This is a genomic window from Calidithermus roseus, from assembly GCF_003574095.1.
Taxonomy (GTDB): Bacteria; Deinococcota; Deinococci; order Deinococcales; family Thermaceae; genus Calidithermus; species Calidithermus roseus.
The window spans coordinates 1-16,368 of sequence record NZ_QWLA01000037.1 but is presented as its reverse complement, the minus strand read 5'-3'; the positions used below and the strand labels follow the sequence as shown (position 1 = coordinate 16,368).

Annotated in this window: 16 protein-coding genes; 10 read left to right on the top strand and 6 right to left on the bottom strand. The window is 66.2% G+C overall.

The features are described from left to right. Positions 1 to 3: 3 nt before the first annotated feature. The 6 genes from ilvD to leuC form a co-directional block, all read right to left on the bottom strand. Positions 4 to 1,659: a dihydroxy-acid dehydratase gene (ilvD, locus tag Mrose_RS10265; protein WP_119277961.1), complete on the bottom strand. Its 1,656-nt coding sequence runs from the start codon at positions 1,657 to 1,659 to the stop codon at positions 4 to 6. A gap of 85 nt (positions 1,660 to 1,744) precedes the next feature. Continuing rightward, on the bottom strand, positions 1,745 to 2,479 hold the full coding sequence (locus Mrose_RS10260; RefSeq protein ID WP_119277959.1) for an SDR family NAD(P)-dependent oxidoreductase: 735 nt from the start codon (positions 2,477 to 2,479) through the stop codon (positions 1,745 to 1,747). Position 2,480: 1 nt separating this feature from the next. Next, a complete protein-coding gene (locus tag Mrose_RS10255) occupies positions 2,481 to 3,227 on the bottom strand; it encodes an SDR family NAD(P)-dependent oxidoreductase (protein ID WP_119277957.1) in 747 nt (248 codons plus the stop codon). A gap of 31 nt (positions 3,228 to 3,258) precedes the next feature. Further along, positions 3,259 to 4,311: a 3-isopropylmalate dehydrogenase gene (gene leuB / locus Mrose_RS10250; protein ID WP_119277955.1), complete on the bottom strand. Its 1,053-nt coding sequence runs from the start codon at positions 4,309 to 4,311 to the stop codon at positions 3,259 to 3,261. Positions 4,312 to 4,375: 64 nt separating this feature from the next. Beyond that, a complete protein-coding gene (gene leuD, locus Mrose_RS10245; RefSeq protein ID WP_119277953.1) occupies positions 4,376 to 4,981 on the bottom strand; it encodes a 3-isopropylmalate dehydratase small subunit in 606 nt (201 codons plus the stop codon). 42 nt (positions 4,982 to 5,023) lie between these two features. After that, entirely contained in the window at positions 5,024 to 6,448 is a 1,425-nt protein-coding gene (gene leuC, locus Mrose_RS10240) for a 3-isopropylmalate dehydratase large subunit (RefSeq protein WP_119277951.1), read from the bottom strand. Between the two features lie 420 nt (positions 6,449 to 6,868). Here leuC and Mrose_RS10235 point away from each other — a divergent pair, with 420 nt between their 5' ends. The 10 genes from Mrose_RS10235 to Mrose_RS18860 form a co-directional block, all read left to right on the top strand. Further along, positions 6,869 to 7,249 carry a hypothetical protein gene (locus Mrose_RS10235; protein ID WP_147371614.1) on the top strand — a complete coding sequence of 127 codons (381 nt, stop codon included), beginning with the start codon at positions 6,869 to 6,871 and terminating at the stop codon, positions 7,247 to 7,249. Between the two features lie 173 nt (positions 7,250 to 7,422). Then, positions 7,423 to 7,836 (top strand): GPW/gp25 family protein, encoded by a 414-nt coding sequence (locus Mrose_RS10230; RefSeq protein WP_119277947.1) that lies wholly within the window; start codon positions 7,423 to 7,425, stop codon positions 7,834 to 7,836. A 49-nt stretch (positions 7,837 to 7,885) separates the two neighbouring features. Then, the gene (locus Mrose_RS10225; RefSeq protein WP_119277945.1) at positions 7,886 to 9,874 is read left to right on the top strand and encodes a putative baseplate assembly protein; all 1,989 of its coding nucleotides are present in this window, start codon (positions 7,886 to 7,888) and stop codon (positions 9,872 to 9,874) included. A gap of 148 nt (positions 9,875 to 10,022) precedes the next feature. Next, entirely contained in the window at positions 10,023 to 10,844 is an 822-nt protein-coding gene (locus tag Mrose_RS10220; protein WP_119277943.1) for a Pvc16 family protein, read from the top strand. Between the two features lie 22 nt (positions 10,845 to 10,866). After that, a complete protein-coding gene (locus Mrose_RS10215) occupies positions 10,867 to 12,435 on the top strand; it encodes a phage tail sheath family protein (protein ID WP_119277941.1) in 1,569 nt (522 codons plus the stop codon). A 31-nt stretch (positions 12,436 to 12,466) separates the two neighbouring features. Further along, complete coding sequence (locus Mrose_RS10210) at positions 12,467 to 12,913, top strand: phage tail protein (RefSeq protein WP_119277939.1); 447 nt, start codon at positions 12,467 to 12,469, stop codon at positions 12,911 to 12,913. Between the two features lie 55 nt (positions 12,914 to 12,968). Next, positions 12,969 to 13,364, top strand: a complete 396-nt coding sequence (locus Mrose_RS10205) for a phage tail assembly protein (protein WP_119277937.1) — start codon at positions 12,969 to 12,971, stop codon at positions 13,362 to 13,364. A 14-nt stretch (positions 13,365 to 13,378) separates the two neighbouring features. Then, positions 13,379 to 13,540, top strand: a complete 162-nt coding sequence (locus tag Mrose_RS18865) for a hypothetical protein (RefSeq protein ID WP_182482761.1) — start codon at positions 13,379 to 13,381, stop codon at positions 13,538 to 13,540. A 21-nt stretch (positions 13,541 to 13,561) separates the two neighbouring features. Then, the gene (locus tag Mrose_RS10200) at positions 13,562 to 14,011 is read left to right on the top strand and encodes a phage tail protein (RefSeq protein ID WP_220452313.1); all 450 of its coding nucleotides are present in this window, start codon (positions 13,562 to 13,564) and stop codon (positions 14,009 to 14,011) included. Positions 14,012 to 15,080: 1,069 nt separating this feature from the next. Further along, positions 15,081 to 16,368: eCIS core domain-containing protein (locus tag Mrose_RS18860; protein ID WP_182482760.1), on the top strand; the 1,288-nt coding region annotated here is incomplete at its 3' end.

Here is a 16,368-nt window from a genome sequence, read left to right as displayed (position 1 = left end):
GGCCTACTCCAGCACCGCCCCGTACTTCGCGCTGCTCACCAGCCGGGCGTAGCGCGCGAACAGCCCGCTCTTGTAATGCGGCTCGGGGGCCTGCCACTTGGCCTTGCGGGTCTCCAGGACCTCGGGGGCGACCTCGAGTTCCAGCGTCCCCGCGTCGCAGTCGATGGAGATGGTGTCGCCTTCCTCCACGAGCGCGATGGGGCCGCCCAGGTAGGCTTCGGGGGCGACGTGGCCGATCATCAGGCCCTTGGTGCCGCCGCTGAAGCGCCCGTCGGTGATGAGGGCCACCTCGGGCCCCAGCCCTTCGCCCACCAGGGCGCTGGTGACGGAGAGCATCTCGGGCATCCCCGGCGCGCCCTTGGGGCCTTCGTAGCGGATGACCACCACGTCGCCGGGCTTGATCTCCTTGGCGAGCACGGCCTTCATCGCCCCCTCCTCGCCGTCGAAGACCCGCGCCGGACCGCGGAACTGCTTGCGCTCGGTGCCTGCGAGCTTGAGCACCGCGCCTTCGGGGGCCAGCGAGCCGTGCAGCACGCGCAGACCGCCCTCGGGTTTGAAGGCCCGCTCACGCGGGACCACCACCTGCTGGCCGGGGGTCTCGGGAGCGTCCTTGGCTTCCTCCCAGAGGGTCTTACCGGTGACGGTTTTCTGCTCGCCGTCGATCAGGCCGCCCTCGATCAGGCGGCGGATGATGAGGGGGATGCCCCCGGCCTCCCACAGTTCCCAGGCGGTGTAAGTGCCCCACGGACGCATATCGGCGATAACCGGGGTCTTGCGCGAGACGCGGTCGAAGTCGTCGAGCTCGAGCCTGATCCCCGCTTCCCTGGCGATGGCCAGGAGATGAAGCACGGCGTTGGTGGAGCCGCCGGTGGCGGCCACGGCGGCGATGGCGTTGAGGAAGGACTGGCGGGTGAGGAAGTCGGCGGGCTTCCAGTCGTTGCGGATGGCTTCGGCCAGCACCTGCATGGCCCGCCTTCCGGCGGCTTTCTTCTCGGGCACGATGGCGGGGATGGAGTTGTAGCCGACGGGGGAGAGACCCAAGACCTCGAGCACCATGCTCATGGTGTTGGCGGTGTACTGGCCGCCGCAGGCTCCGGGACCGGGGATGGCGGCGCGCTCGACCTCGGCGAGTTGCTGCTCGCCGATCTTGCCCGCCGCGTACTGCCCCACGGCCTCGAAGACCGAGACCACCGTGAGGTTCTTGCCCCCCAGCTTGCCCGGCGCGATGGAGCCGCCGTAGAGCACCACCCCCGGCACGCCCGAGCGGATGACGCCCATGGCCCCGCCGGGGTTGGTCTTGTCGCAGGCCACCAGCGCCACCATGCCGTCGTAGAGGTAGCCCTGGGCGATGAGTTCGACCGAGTCGGCGATCACCTCGCGGCTGATCAGGCTACTGCGCATCCCCGGCGTGCCCATGCTGATGCCGTCGGAGATGGCCGGGGCGCCGAACTCGAAGGAGTGCATCCCCGCTTCCTTGGCCCCGATCTTCAGGTCGGCGGCCAGGTCGCGCAGGTGGAAGTTGCAGGGCATGCCTTCGGTCCAGGTGTTGACGATCCCCACCCAGGGAATCTTGAAGTCTTCGTCCGTTACGCCCACCGCCCGCAGCATCGAGCGGGCAGGGGCCTGTTGGGGTCCTTGCTTGATCCGGTCTGAACGCATGAAACCTCCGGTGTGTCGTAGGTCTTGCGTCGAACGTCGTACGCGGGCTATGGCTTTCGAGGCGTAGGACGTATGACGCGTGACATTAGGCATCGTTATACGTGGCTATCTTACCGTGGAAGCGATGGGGATCAGTCTGGAGCAGCCGCACCAGCGCCCTGGCGCTTTGCTCGGGCGAGAGCAGGTGGCCTTGTTCCTTGAAGCCCTGGAACATCGTGGCAATGGGACCTGGGGCTTCGCGGCCCTGACGCTGCATGTCGGTGTCTACAGGGCCGGGGCTGTAGACGAAGCAGGTGATCCGGGGCTCCTCGAGGGCGAGCTGGGCAGCTAGGTAGTGCTCAGCGGCCTTGGCCGCGCCGTAAGCGCCCCAGCCCGCGACGTTGCGCTTGGCCGCTCCGGAGCCCACGAACACCGCGACCCCACCCCCTCGCCGGATCAGGTTGGGGTAGGCGTAGCGGGCGAGCTGGAAGGCGGCTTTGACGTTGGCGCCGAACACCTCGTCGAACTGGGCCTCGCTCAGCTCCCAGAGGGTGGGGCCAGGGTGCAGAACCCCGGCGTTGTGGATGAAACCGGCGAAGTTCCCGATCACCTTGGCCGCCTTGACCAGAAACTGCGCGGTCTGATCTAAAGCGGCATCGCCCGCCACGCTCTTGGCTTGCACGCCCAGGGCCCGGCACTCCTGGGCGACGGCCTCGAGCGCCTGCGGGTTCCTCGCACCCAGCACCAGGTTGGCCCCGGCGTGGGCCAGCTCCAGGGCCACAGCCCGTCCGATACCCCGGCTAGCTCCGGTGAGGATCCAGGTTTGCTGCTTGAGGCTCAATTTAGATACTCTCCCAGGTAGCGACTCTGCCGTGGTACTTGCGGGGGTTGCCCTCGAGGATGCGCACCAAAGCCCTGGCCGACTGCTCGGCGCTGATGACCTGGCCCTGCGCGACGTAGCTCTTGAACAGGGGCCGCACCACGCTCGCGCCACCGCCTTCGGCCTCGATGAGCTGCCGGGTGTAGTCCGTTTCCACGATGCCCGGTCGGTAGATAAAGCAGATGACGTCGGGGGCCTCGACGGCCAGCTGGCGAGCCAGGTGCTCCTCGGCGGCCTTGGCGATGGCGTAGATGCCCATGCCGGGGACGTTGTGCTCTGCCGCGCCCGAACCCAGGAAGACCGCCACGCTGCCTTCCTGGCGCAGCAGGTGGGGATAGGCGTGGCGGGCAAGTTGGTAGCCGCCCTTGACGTTGGACTCGAGGATCTCGTCGTACCGGGCTTCCACGAGCTCGTAGACCAGTGGCCCGGCGTTGAGGATTCCGGCGTTGTGGACAAAACCCTTGAAGTGGCCCAGCTCGAGCGCCGCCTGCACCATCTGCCGCGCTACCGCGTCGCTGGCCGCGCTTCCGGCCACCGCGACTACCTGCACGCCCAGTTCGCGCACCCGGTCGCGCACGAACTCCAGCGCCACCTGATTGCGAGCGCCCAGGACCAAGTTGGCCCCGGCTTTGGCCATCTCCAGCGCCAGGGCCTCGCCGATGCCCCGGCTGGCTCCCGTGATGATGAAGGTCTTACCGTGCAGGTTCATCCGCAGCCACCTCTCAAGTCCAAGACTACTCTCAAACGGCGGTGCGGTGCAGGGAGGCTACCACTTGTGTGGTGAATTCCTGGGTGCTGGCCCGGCCACCGAGGTCGGGGGTGGGGTTGGTGGCCAGGGCGTGACTCACGGCCTCCTCGACCTCGCGGGCGATGTCGGGCCGGTTGAGGGTGTGGGTGAGCAACATGGCCGCCGAGAGGATGGCGGCGGTGGGGTTGGCGATGCCCCTGCCCGCGATGTCCGGCGCCGAGCCGTGCACGGGTTCGAACAGCGGGGTTTTCTCGCCCAGGCTGGCCGAGGGCAACAACCCCAGACTCCCCGGCAGCACCGAGGCTAAGTCGGAGAGGATATCCCCGAAGATGTTGCCCGTCACCACTACGTCGAAGCGCCCCGGCTTGGTGACGAGGTGCATGGCCATCGCGTCGACGTACTGGTGCTCGAGCGCGACGTCGGGGTAGTCCTGGTGGGCCTCCTCCACTACCTTGCGCCAGAACTCGCCGACTTCGAGCACGTTGGCCTTGTCCACGCTGCACACCCGTCCGCGCCGCTTGCGGGCGGCCTCGAAGGCGACGCGGGCGATGCGAAGGACCTCGGGCCTCGAGTAGCGCTCGGTGTTCCAGCCTTCTTCCTCGTTCATCCCGCGGGGAGTCCCGAAGTAGATCCCGCCGGTCAGCTCGCGGATCACCAGCACGTCCACGCCTCTGGCGATCTCGGGCTTGAGCGGGGAGAGGGCTTCCAAGCCCGGCAGCACCCTGGCTGGGCGCAGGTTGGCGAAGAGGCCATGGGCCTTGCGCAGCGCCAGCAGTCCGGTCTCGGGGCGGATGTCGCGGGCCACGTTGTCCCACTTCGGCCCGCCGATGGCGCCCAGCAGGATGGCGTCGGCCTCGAGGCAGCCTTTCTGGGTCACCTCGGGGAAGGGTTCGCCGTGGGCGTCGATGGCGTTGCCGCCAAAGGGAAAGGCTTCGAACTCGAGCCCGAGCCCGTAGGCTTCGTCGGCGGCCTTGAGCACGTCTACGGCGGCATAGGTCACTTCGGGGCCGATGCCGTCACCGGGTAGCAGGGCGATTTTGGGCATGATTTCCTTTCTGTCGAGCGTCGTACGTCTTACGCCTGGCGTCCTGCGTACGCCGCAGGGCGCGTCAGCTTTTCACCGCTTTGGGCAGCCGGGCCGAGGCCTGCTCGAGCAACTCCCCCGCCTCAAGCAAGTCGGCGATGGGGTCCCAGCGGCCTTCCACCAGGGCCTTGCGGGCGCTCTCGGGCAGCTTCACCTTGAAAGTCTTGTCCGCGTAGCGCACCTCGAGCCGCTCCACGTCTACGGTGACCTCGAGGGCCGGGTTTTCCTCCACGGCTGCCGCCAGCGCTTCGATGTCGGCCTTGCTCGCGCTCACGCAGGGCATGGACAGCGCAGTGGAGTTGCCAAAGAAGATCTCTGCGAAACTCTCCCCAATGAGGGCCCGGAAGCCCGCGCGGTAGATGGCCTGGGGCGAGTGCTCACGGGAACTGCCGCAGCCGAAATTGGCCCCCACCAGCATGATGGAAGCCCCTTTGAAGCGGGGGTCGTTGAGGGGGTGGGGCTTTTCCGAGCCGTCGGGGTTGAAGCGCTCATCATGGAAAAGCGCCTCGCCCAGTCCGTCGAAGGTGACTACCTTCAGGTAGCGGGCCGGGGTGATGCGGTCGGTGTCGATGTCGTTGCCGGGGACGTGCACGGCACGTCCGGTGACTTGTTGGATTCTCTCGAGGGCCATTAATGTGCTCCTTCCGTCGCACGCTGATAAGCCGTTTTGTGCTTATGCTCCTACCAGCTCTCCCACGCCGAACACCTCGCGTGCATCGCTGATCTCTCCCGTCACCGCCGCTGCAGCCACCATCACCGGGCTCATCAGCACCGTGCGGCCCGTGGCCGAGCCCTGTCGCCCCTTGAAGTTGCGGTTGGAGCTCGAGGCGCACAGCTCGTCACCGATGAGCTTGTCCGGGTTCATCGCCAGGCACATCGAGCAGCCCGCTCCCCGCCACTCGAAGCCGGCCTCGCGGAAGATCTCGGCGATGCCCTCTTCCTCGCACTGCCGGGCTACTACCTGTGAGCCCGGCACCGCGATGGCCCGCACGCCGGGAGCCACCTTGCGGCCCTTGAGGTACTTCGCTACCTCGCGGAAGTCGGAGATGCGCCCATTGGTACAGCTTCCCAGGAAGGCCACCTCCACCTTCACGCCCTTGATGGGCTGGCCGGGCCGGAGCTTCATGTGGGCCAGGGCCTCCAGAAGCCCTGGCCGCTCGGCCTCGGGGTAGAGGGCGGGGTCGGGCACCCGGTCGGTGATGGCGCAGCCCTGGCCGGGGTTGATGCCCCAGGTCGCGGTAGGGGCGATGTCCTCGGCTTTGATGTTCACCACGTCGTCGTAGTGGGCGTCGGGGTCGGAGGCCAGGGCCTTCCAGCGCTCGACTGCCGCGTCCCATTCGGCCCCCTTGGGCACATAGGGGCGGCCTTTGAGGTAGTCGAAGGTGGTCTGGTCGGGGTTGACGTAGCCGCAGCGTGCCCCGCCTTCGATGCTCATGTTGCACACGGTCATGCGCTCTTCCATGCTGAAGCCCTCGAGGACGCTGCCACCGTACTCGTAGGCGTAGCCGATGCCGCCGTTGACGCCCAACACCTTGATGATGTGCAAGATCACGTCCTTGGCGTACACGCCGGGTCGCAGCTTGCCCTCGACGTTGATGCGCCGCACCTTGAGCTTGCCCATGGCCAAAGTCTGCGTCGCCAGCACGTCGCGCACCTGGGTGGTGCCGATGCCGAAGGCGATGGCGCCGAAGGCCCCGTGGGTGGAGGTGTGGGAGTCGCCACAGGCGATGGTCATGCCCGGTTGGGTGATGCCCTGCTCGGGCCCGATCACGTGGACGATGCCCTGCAGGCCGCTGGTCACGTCGAAGAAGGTGATGCCGTGCTCACGCACGTTCTCTCGCAGCTTCCGGATCATCTCGTCGGCTTGGGGGTCGGCGAAGGGCTCGAGCAAGCTGTGCGTCGGCACGATGTGGTCCACCGTGGCGAAGGTACGCTCGGGGAAGCGTACCTTGAGCCCCAGATCCTTGAGCATGCCGAAAGCCTGGGGCGAGGTGACCTCGTGGATGAGGTGAGTGTCGATGAAAAGCTGGGTCTGACCGTTGGGCAGCGTCCTGATGGCGTGGGCTTCCCAGACCTTTTCGTACAGGCTTTTTCCCATTTTCACTAACCTCCCGCGCCCTGACACGGCGCAAAAAACTCCCGAGGAATTCCCCGGAAGCCGCAGCGCTGGATCGCACCTAAGCCCACGGGGTCGGTGGGTTTAGGTTTAGGAGTCCAATCCGGTGGCGCATTGGGCTAAAGTATAGCTTTTGGTATACCAAAACGTCAAGGGAGATCAGGCTAAGCCCCTATGGATCAGTAAAAGCTTCCATCTGGGGTCGCTCAGGAGCGGGGGGGTACGGGTTTGAACCGGCAGGATGCGGCAGATGAAGTATTATGCGTGAGCAACTCGGAATGGGGGGCGTGAGGCATTGCAGGCGCCGGCAAATTCTGGGTCTGCTAAGCAAACCCTGGAGGCAAACACATGCTTACATTTCGGATACTGAGCTTGGCATTGGTAATGGCGTTGAGTGGCTGGGTGGTCGCGACCCACACGGCTGCGAGGATTTTTGACATCGCCCGCGAAGCCTTGGAAAACGACGATTCCGGCCTGACACTGGTGCAGACCGTGAGCTTCCTCTTCTCCGAAGAGGAAGACAGCTTCACCTACTCCTTCGAGACCCTCAAGGACACCGACTACAAGATCATCGTCGTTACCGACGAAGAGGTGATGCAGGACGTGGACGTCGAGATGGCTTACGAAAATGGCGAGGCCATCTTCAAGGAGAGCGATCCCGACACTACGCAAGTCGAGCACGAGTTCACCTCCGATGGTGGCGTGGTGGAGATCACCCTCACCGCTGCCAAGATGCCCGACTCCGACGGCTACGCAGCGATTTTGATTCTCGAGGATTACTGAGAACAATCCTCGAGCCTTCCCGCCCCCGGCAGAGCGCCGGGGGCTACTGCTTTAGCTTTCGGGAACTATTGCGAGAGTTATAGGGGTCTAAAACTGCCTCCTGGACGGCGATTTTCTTACAAGGGTTCCATTTTTGGATTTGCTCGAGTATAGAATCTTGGAACGAGGAGCGCATGAGCGATAGTGACTTTCTTGGAGTAGGCTGGGCTTTCCCGGTCGGGGTGGACAGGCGGGGCCGGATCGCCCTGGCCCGTCACGAGACCGATATCGAGCAGGCGATCCGCATGATCCTCCTGACCCCCAAGGGCCAGCGGGTGATGCGCCCAGAGTTCGGCTGTCAGATCCACGACCTGATGTTCGCTCCCATGGACGCCACCACCATGGGGCTGGCCAGCTTCTACGTGGAGGAGGCCCTGAAGATGTGGGAGCCGCGCATCACGGTGCTGGAGGTGCGGGTTCGTCCTGACCCCGAGCGTGAGGAGCGCATGCTCATCGACATCCACTACGAACTCAAGGCCACCCACGACAAGCGCTCGCTGGTCTTTCCCTTCTACCGCATTCCGGGTGAATTGCCCCAAGCCCCCTGACCGAGCCGCCTTTGCATCGAGCCGCGAATTCCACACCTTGAGGTGATGTGTGCCCTTGCCCAAACCCAACCTCGACGACCGCCGCTTCCAGGAAATCGTCGATCAGGCCAAGCGCCTGATCCCCCACTACTGCCCCGAGTGGACCGACCACAACGTCTCCGACCCCGGCGTGGCCCTCATCGAGCTCTTCGCCTGGATGACCGACATGGTGCTCTACCGCATGAACCAGGTGCCCGACAAGATGCTCGCGCAGTTCATGGAGCTAGTGGGGGTCAAGCTGCAGCCACCCAGGGCGGCGCGGGCCCCGGTGACCTTTTACCTCTCCGCGCCCCTGGAGCAGAACCTGCTCATCCCCGAGGGGACCGAGGTGGCCACGGTGCGCACCGAGACCAGCCCGGCCATCGTCTTCACCACCGAGGTTGACCTGATCATTCGCCCACCCCGCGTGCTGGGGGCATTGCAGTTTTTCGCCGCCAGCCAGCAGGAGAATCCCTGGGTACCACAGGACTTGCGCCGGCTCGAGCTGCCCGGTGAGCGTATCTCCCTCTTCTCGCCCGAGCCTCAAGTGGGCGATGCCTTCTACATCGCCCTCGAGCACGACCACTCCAACCACGTGCTGGCGCTGGTGCTGGAGTGCGAGGAGGCCGGCGGGGTGGGGGTGGATCCGCGCCGCCCGCCTGTGGAGTGGCAGGTCTGGCAGGGGCCCGTCAGTCGCTGGGTGCCTTGCGAGGTCGAGCACGACGGCACCGGGGGCTTCAACTACTCCGGCGAGGTGATCTTGCACCTGCCGCCCATGCAGCCGGGGGCCTTCCAGGGGTTGTCGGCCCACTGGCTGCGGGTGCGCCTGACCGAGGCCCAGGTGGGCGCGGGAGGGTACAAGCTTTCCCCTGAAATCCGCAGGATTCGCCTCGAGTCGCGCGGGGGCACGGTAGGGGCGCGGCATGCCACCACGGTCGTCAATGAATACCTGGGCCAGAGCGAGGGCACGCCGGGACAGAGCTTCAAGCTGCGCTTCGCTCCCATTCTGCCGCGCGATCCGCAGCGCGACACCCTCACCGTCGAGCCCCCCGGCGGCCCGCTGGAGCTGTGGCAGGAGGTGGAGGACTTCGCCGATTCAGGCCCCGAGGACCGCCACTACACCCTCGACCCCCTCGAGGGCACCGTGACCCTGGGGCCCGCGCTGTTGCAGCCCGATGGCTCGGTCTACCGCTTCAGCCAGATCCCGCCCAAGGGAAGCGTGCTGCGCTTCACGCGCTACCAGTACGGCGGCGGCGTGGGAGGCAACGTGCCCAAAGGCGCCCTCAGCGTGCTCAAGTCCTCGGTGCCCTACGTGGTGCGGGTGACCAACCGCCAGGAGGCGGTGGGCGGGGCCGATGCCCAGAGCCTCCTGGACGCCCGGCAGCGCCTGCCCCAGGTGCTGCGTACCCGCCACCGGGCCGTGACCGCTGACGACTACGAGTACCTGGCGACCCAGGTGCCCGGCGTGGCGCGGGCCTGCTGCCTGGCCCCCGGAGCCCAGCCCCCAGGCCCCGGTGAACCCAGGCCGGGCGAGGTGGTGCTGGTGATCCTGCCCCAGCTTCGCCGCCGGGAAGGGCTTTTGACCCCCGAAGACCTCGCGCTTTCGGCGGAGCTGCGTTCGGCGGTACTGGGGCACCTCGAGGACCGCCGGGTGCTGGGGAGCCGACTCGAGGTGCGTGCGCCGCAACTGCTGTGGGTCTCGGTGGAAGCCCGCCTGCGCCCCACCGACCCCGCCCTGGCTGCCGAGGTGCAGGCCTGGGCTGAAGCCGAACTCTATAGCTATCTCGACCCCTTCACCGGCGGGCCCAGGGGGGAGGGCTGGCCCTTCGGACGCGCCCTGCACGTCTCCGAACTCTACGCTTTGCTGCAACGTCACCCCGGAGTCGAGTTCGTGGAAGAGCTACAGATCACTCTTAGCGAACCGGGTTCGAGTAGCCCGCCCCAACCGGCTCCTTACCGCCTGAGCCTCGCCAGGGGAGCCCTCATCTGCTCGAGCCGCCACCGGGTGTGGGTTCTTTGAGAAGCTGTACGGCATTCGAATTCGCAGTCTTGTTACATACTTGATAAAGCAACCATTTGGCTCGAGACGTCTCTAGATTGATGATTGAAATATTAGAAAAAGATTAAGTTGGAAAAATAACGATTCTGGAATAAGCTGTAATGTGTACATGTTGTCCGAGATCCACGAGGGATTGAAAAAAATGGTATTCGAGCAGGGGAAGCTCAATCCGCATGATGTTGACGTGGAATTCGAGACCCCCAGCCGGGAGTGGATCGTCGGCCTGAGCCGCCCGACCGTTAACTTTTTCCTCTTCGAGTTGCAGGAAAACCTGACCCTGCGCCAGATTACCCCCGAGGTCGCGCGCGGCGAGGGCATCCACGGCTCGCGCCGCCTGCCGCCCCGCCGCTTCGATCTGCACTACCAGGTCACGGCCATTTCCAGCGATACCCGCGACCAGCACGAAATCCTCTGGCGGGTGATGGTCACCTTGCTGCGCCACCACCAGCTCCCCGAGGAGTATGTGCCCGCCTGGGCCCGGCGTCCCGACATGACCTTGCTCGCGCGAGTAGGGCAGCCCGATGACAACCCCCGCTTGCGCGAGCTGTGGACGGCCTTGGGTTCGCCCCCGCGCCCCGCTTTGCTGTATGCCCTGACCGTGCCGGTGGACCTCGAGCTCGCCTTCGACGCCCCGCTGGTGCTGACCCGAACCGCTCGCTACGCTTCGTTGTCCGGTGGTGAGCAGGAGTGGTTCGAACTCCCCTACCGCATCGGTGGGCGAGTGCTCGACCGGCGGGGTGAGCCGCTGGAGGGAGTGATGGTATGGCGGGAGGACAGCGCCGCCGCCGTCGAGGTCACGGACCGCGAGGGCCGCTTCGTGCTGGCCGGGGTTCCACCCGGTGAACTGCGTTTGCAGGTGGCCCGCGTGGGCCAGGGACCGCGGCGCTTCGTGCTCCAGGTTCCTTCGGATCGCTACGAGATCGTGCTCTAGGACCACAGGAGGATAAAGGGAAATGCCAGAGTATCTTTCGCCAGGCGTATACGTCGAAGAGGTCAACACCGGGCCGCGCCCCATCGAGGGGGTGGGCACGGCGATGGCGGCCTTCGTGGGCTTCGCCCCCGCCGGGCCAGCCAACAAGCCCCAGCTCATCACGAGCTGGCAGCAGTACGTCGAGACTTTCGGTGTTCTCGAGGACGGCGTGTGCAACCCGCACATGCCAGGGGCCTATTTGTCCCACGCGGTCTATGGCTACTTCAACAACGGCGGCAACCGCTGCTACGTGACGCGGGTGGTGCCCAGCGCGGCCAGGAACGGGGCCATCGCCCAGCCGGTCCAGGCCCAGCTCCCCAGCCGGGCCTCCAAGGCCGTGCCCAGCCTGACCCTGGGGGCCAAGGGCAAGGTTGGCGGTGACATCATTGTAGAGGTCGCCCCGCCCTCAGCCGAGGACGCCGGGGAGGGGGCCTTTAACTTGCGGGTGCGGATGGATGCCGTTGAGGAGAGCTTCGAGAACGTGGTGGTGGGTCGCCCGGCCAAGGGCGCCAAGGCTACCCCGCTGGCCGAGGCCCTCAAGACCAGCACCCTCGTCGAGTTGCTCGAGGAGAAAACCACCGGGGCGCTGGCCGAGCGGGCCCCGGAGGTGGGCAGTTACGTGCTCAAGGCTAGCCAGCCCACGGAGGCTCTGGCGGTCAAGGCTGCCAGCTTCGTGGGCAACGCCGACGACCGCTCAGGCATCGAGGGGCTCGAGATCGCCGAGGACGTGACCATGGTGGCCGTCCCCGACCTGATGTCGGCCTACCAGATGGGCATGATCGACCGCGAGGGGGTCAAGGCGGTGCAACTGGCCCTGATCGCCCACTGCGAGCGCATGCAGGATCGGCTGGCCATCCTCGATCCCCTTCCCGACATGACCCCCCAGGAGGTCAAGCGTTGGCGCGAGAAGGAGGCCAACTTCGACTCTCGCTTCGCCGCGCTCTACTACCCCTGGATCAAGGTGGCGATGCCGGGTGGCGAGCCCATGGCGGTGCCGCCCTCGGGCCACATCGCCGGGATCTGGGCCCGCAACGACCGCGAGCGCGGAGTGCACAAGGCCCCAGCCAACGAGGTGATCCGTGGGGCTTTGGGTCCGGTGCTGGAGATTACCAAGGGCGAGCAGGACACCCTCAACCCGGTGGGCATCAACGCCATCCGTTCCTTCACCGGGCGTGGGGTGCGGGTGTGGGGGGCGCGAACCCTCTCCTCCGACCCGGCCTGGCGCTACATCAACGTGCGCCGCCTCTTTAACTACGTCATGAAGTCGGTAGACCGCGGCACCCAGTGGGTGGTCTTCGAACCCAACGACGTCAACCTGTGGGAGCGGGTCAAGCGCGACATCACCGCCTTCCTCACCACCGTTTGGCGCGAGGGGGCTTTGTTCGGCTCCACCCCAGGCGAGGCCTTCTACGTCAAGTGTGACGCCGAACTCAACACCCCTGAGGTACGTGACCAGGGGCAGTTGATCGTGGAGATCGGCATCGCTCCCGTCAAGCCCGCGGAGTTCGTGATCTTCCGTTTCTCCCAGATGACCAGCGGCCAGCAAGGATAGAGCCAAGTTGCGAGCACGAGGAGGATAAGACATGTCGGCTATTCCGGTAAACGCGGCATTTTTCAGCGTGGAGTTCGGCGACAAGCTCAAGGGTGTGTTCCGCGAGATGAGTGGGCTGGGCAGCGAAAACGAAGTCACCCAGCAGCGGGCCACCAACGCTAAGGGGGAGGTGATCTGGTTCCAGATCCCCGGCAACCTCAAGTGGAACCCCGTGACCCTCAAGCAGGGCATCACCACTGACGCCAGCTCGCTGAGCCTGTGGAACTGGCGCAAGGAGATCGAGGAGGGCAAGTACGAAGCGGCCAAGACCAACGGCTCTATCGTGATGTACAACCAAGCTGGGGAGGAGGTGGCCCGCTGGAACTTCGAGGGGGCCTGGCCTTCCAAGATTTCCGGTCCCGCTCCCAACGCCAACTCCAACGAAGTGGCCATTGAGGAGCTGACCCTGGTCTACGACAAGTACATCCGGGTGAAGTGAGCCCGAATTCGGGTCTCGCGGCTGGGCTCCCTGGCCGCCAGACCCGCGCCCTCCCATGCAGACCCTTTTCGAGTTCACCCTCCCCAACGGCTACCTCGACGAGCAGGGCAACCTGCACCGCCGGGGGGTGATGCGCCGGGCGACCGCCCTTGACGAGGTCGAGCCTCTGGGGGATGCCAGGGTGCGAGCCAACGAGGCCTACCTGGGCATCGCCCTACTGAGCCGGGTGCTGCTGAGCCTCGGAACCATCAGTCCCGTCCCGCCCGGCGTGGTGGAGCGGCTGTTCGCTGCGGATTACCTGTTTTTGCAGGAGTTCTACTTGCAGGTCAATGGGGGCGCTCCGAAGCAGGTCTTTGCGGAGAGATTCTCCCTGATCGAGACCGAGTGCCCGGCTTGCCGGGCCCGGTTCACGTTGGACCTGGGACAGCTCGAGGATGCACCGGTGGGATGACTTAGGAGGAGGCCGTGGCCCAGTCCCAGACCGAGGGTTCCGCCCCGACCGCGGAGGATCGCCCCGAATCACCCCCTGCGATCGACCTCGAGGCCCTGGCCGAGCGGGTCTATCGCCTGATGCGGGAGGACGTGCGCCTCGAGCGCGCACGGGAGGGGCAAGAACGCTGGCGCTGAACGACTGAGGAGTGCTTCGACGTGTTGAGGATACCGTTTCTGGGGAATCCCGGAGCCGTCACCGGGACTTCGAGGTTCTACGTGGACATCGGCGGGGTAGGCAAGGCCATGTTTACCGAGCTGGGCGGCTTGCAGATCGAGACCGAGGTCAAGGAGTACGCCGAGGGCGGTCTCAACGAGTTCGTTCACCGCCTGCCGGGCCGTACCAGGGTGGGCAACCTGACCCTCAAGCGAGGCATGGCCCAGGATGACCGCTTGCTGCAGTGGTACCTCAGGGTGGTGAGCGGGAGGGTCGAACGCCACAACGTCACCGTGCAGGTCTTCGGGGTGGACGGTTCCAGGTTGTTTCGCTGGGACTTCAAGGATGCGTATCCGGTGAAGTGGATCGGGCCGCAGCTTTCGGCCAGCGGCAACGCTCTGGCGATCGACACCCTCGAGCTGGCCCACGGCGGCCTGACTTCCTTCGTTTGACGGGTGAGACGTGTCGCCCCACCGGCTCCTCGAGTACCTGCGCCTCCAACAGAGCTTCGCGCGTTCGCTGGCGCGGCGCCAGGTCTTGCTGACCCGCCAAGCCTGGAGTGCGTCCAGCCCTCCTGTGGCCCCGCGCAGGGGCCGAATTCCCTTCCTGCGTCCCGGTCCTGTCACCCGGCCCCCCCAGGTGCTTCGGCCTGGCCCACCTCCAAAGGGGAGCCCTCCTCGAGCTTCGATTTTTCCACCCGAAGGCCGGGCCTCCCTCGAGCCCGAGATCGACATCCGCTTCGACGAAGCCGTTTCGCTCGAGGTTGCGGAGGGATTGCAACCCGTCCCACCCTCCGCCGGCGAATCCCCGCAGATGGGCGATTCCGGCATGGTTTTGCCGGATGAGCCTGGAGTGGAGGGAGCGGTGGGGTCTGAGCTACTGAATCCCTCCCCATCCAGCTTTCCTCTGCCGCCTGCGTCAGAAATCGCGCCGGACGCACCGAGGGCGATCCAGGGTGGGCCTAGGCCAAGCGCGCCCCCCCTAGGGCAGGACTTGGCGCTCGAGCCGGAAATCCAGGCCCATCGAGAGCGGAAGGTTGTTTCTAAACCCCAGCCACCCGGGAGCGAGGATGCGGAGGAAACCCCGTCAATCAAGCCTCAGCCGCTTGATCCCGTGAACCTGCTGCAGAGCCCGCCTGCCTCATCTGACCTGCCCATAACTGAAAGGGCGAAGGTGGAGCTATCCAATCAGGCGGCCCTCGAGCCTCGGGCTCCTGGTGTAGTGGGCGAGGGGGATCCCCCGATCGCCCCGGCGTTCGTGCCATCGGAGGTCCTCCAGTCGGAGAGCGCTCCTCCAGCGCTCGAGGCGCCCGCACGACTGCACATTGAAGCTGAAAGGCTCGTGGAGTGGTCGGTATCGCAATCCTCGAGCGATGCCCAGGAGAGGCCGGATGGTTCGCCACACTACGAAGCTCGGTCGGAGCCCAGTCCGGGCGGCCTCGAGGACGCGCCGGATGGCTTACCTCGACCTCAAACGGCAGTCGAACCGGAGGCTTCGAGCCTGACGGATCAGTTCGATTTCGTGGCGCAGGTCGCGTTTTCGGGAGAACCCCAGGCGCTGGGGGCTGAACTCGAGGAAGGGCAATCGGCCCGAAGGGAAGAAAGCCAGGGGCTCCCGGCGCAGGGGCTCGAGGCTGAGCCGGTGGAAGGGGCCGCGAGAGCCCGGCGTGGACGGCGGGGCTCGAGGCTAGAGGAGGCACCTGGCTTACAGCTTTCCGCCATAGAGCCTGCCCCAGGCAAGGAGGCCCCACCGCCCGAGCCCAGCCCACCGGAGGGCCTTTCCCACCTGCTTCCCGAAGCGCCGGGGGTCGAGTTCTTTCGTCCTCGACGCTCGAGGCCCAGGCCGCCGGAACCGGAGAAAGCGCCCAAGTCATCGGAAGAAGCCAGGGCCGCGGAACCCTCTCCCGGCTCCGAAGCCCCTGAGGCCGCGGGCGCGTCTCCAGCCGACCTCCGCCAGCTTTTCGAGCGGCTGGTGCGAACCTGGCCTCGGCCGGGAGATCAGAGGTGGCTCAGCGCTTCGCGCCCGCCCGAGCCTGAACCCCTGTCCTCGAGCAGCGAAGCTGCGCCGCGACCTCGAGTGGCGCAGCCAGAAAACCCTCTGCTGGATAGCTTCCACCGGCTGGCGCGAACCTGGCCCAGACCGGGCGAGCCGTCGTGGGCCGATTCCGTCGTGCCCATGACGGTCCCAGCCGGACCCGATGAATCGAGGCAAGGGCTCGAGGGGGAGCGCTCGCTGGAGGATTCCCGACCCCCCTCACCAGCCCGGGAACCCCCGCACTCGCCAACCCTTGCCCCTCTCGGGGGTTCTCTGGCGGCTTCCGGGCTGCCGCAGGCTCGAGCCTGGCTCAGGCCTCCTTCAGCCAGGCAGGAAGCCAGTGATGAGGCTCTGGCGGCTCCGCTCGCGCCGCCTACTCCCCTGGCCGATTCCGCCCGCCGCTTCCTCGAGCCCCTCCTTGGCTTCGACCCCTCGGAGTTCGCGGTCTACCGCGACCCCACCGCCGATCGGATCGCCTGGGCCCACCGGGCGGACGGGGTTAACATTGGCCAGGCGGTCTTCCTGGCCGCGGGTCAGCAGGACGGCGATCCGCGCACCCTGGGCTTGCTGGCGCATGAACTGACCCACGCCGCCCGGCGGCGCGAGCCGCGCTTCGTGCCTGCACTGCTGCGCGCTTCTGGCTTCCAGGCTCGCCCCGAGGACGAGGAGAGGATGGCTCAGGAGGTCGAGCGGGAGGTGCGCGACCTTGCCTACCAAATCCGGCGCGACCCCGCACCCGCCCCTGCGCGGGAGTCTCCTTCGCTGCTGGTGCCCC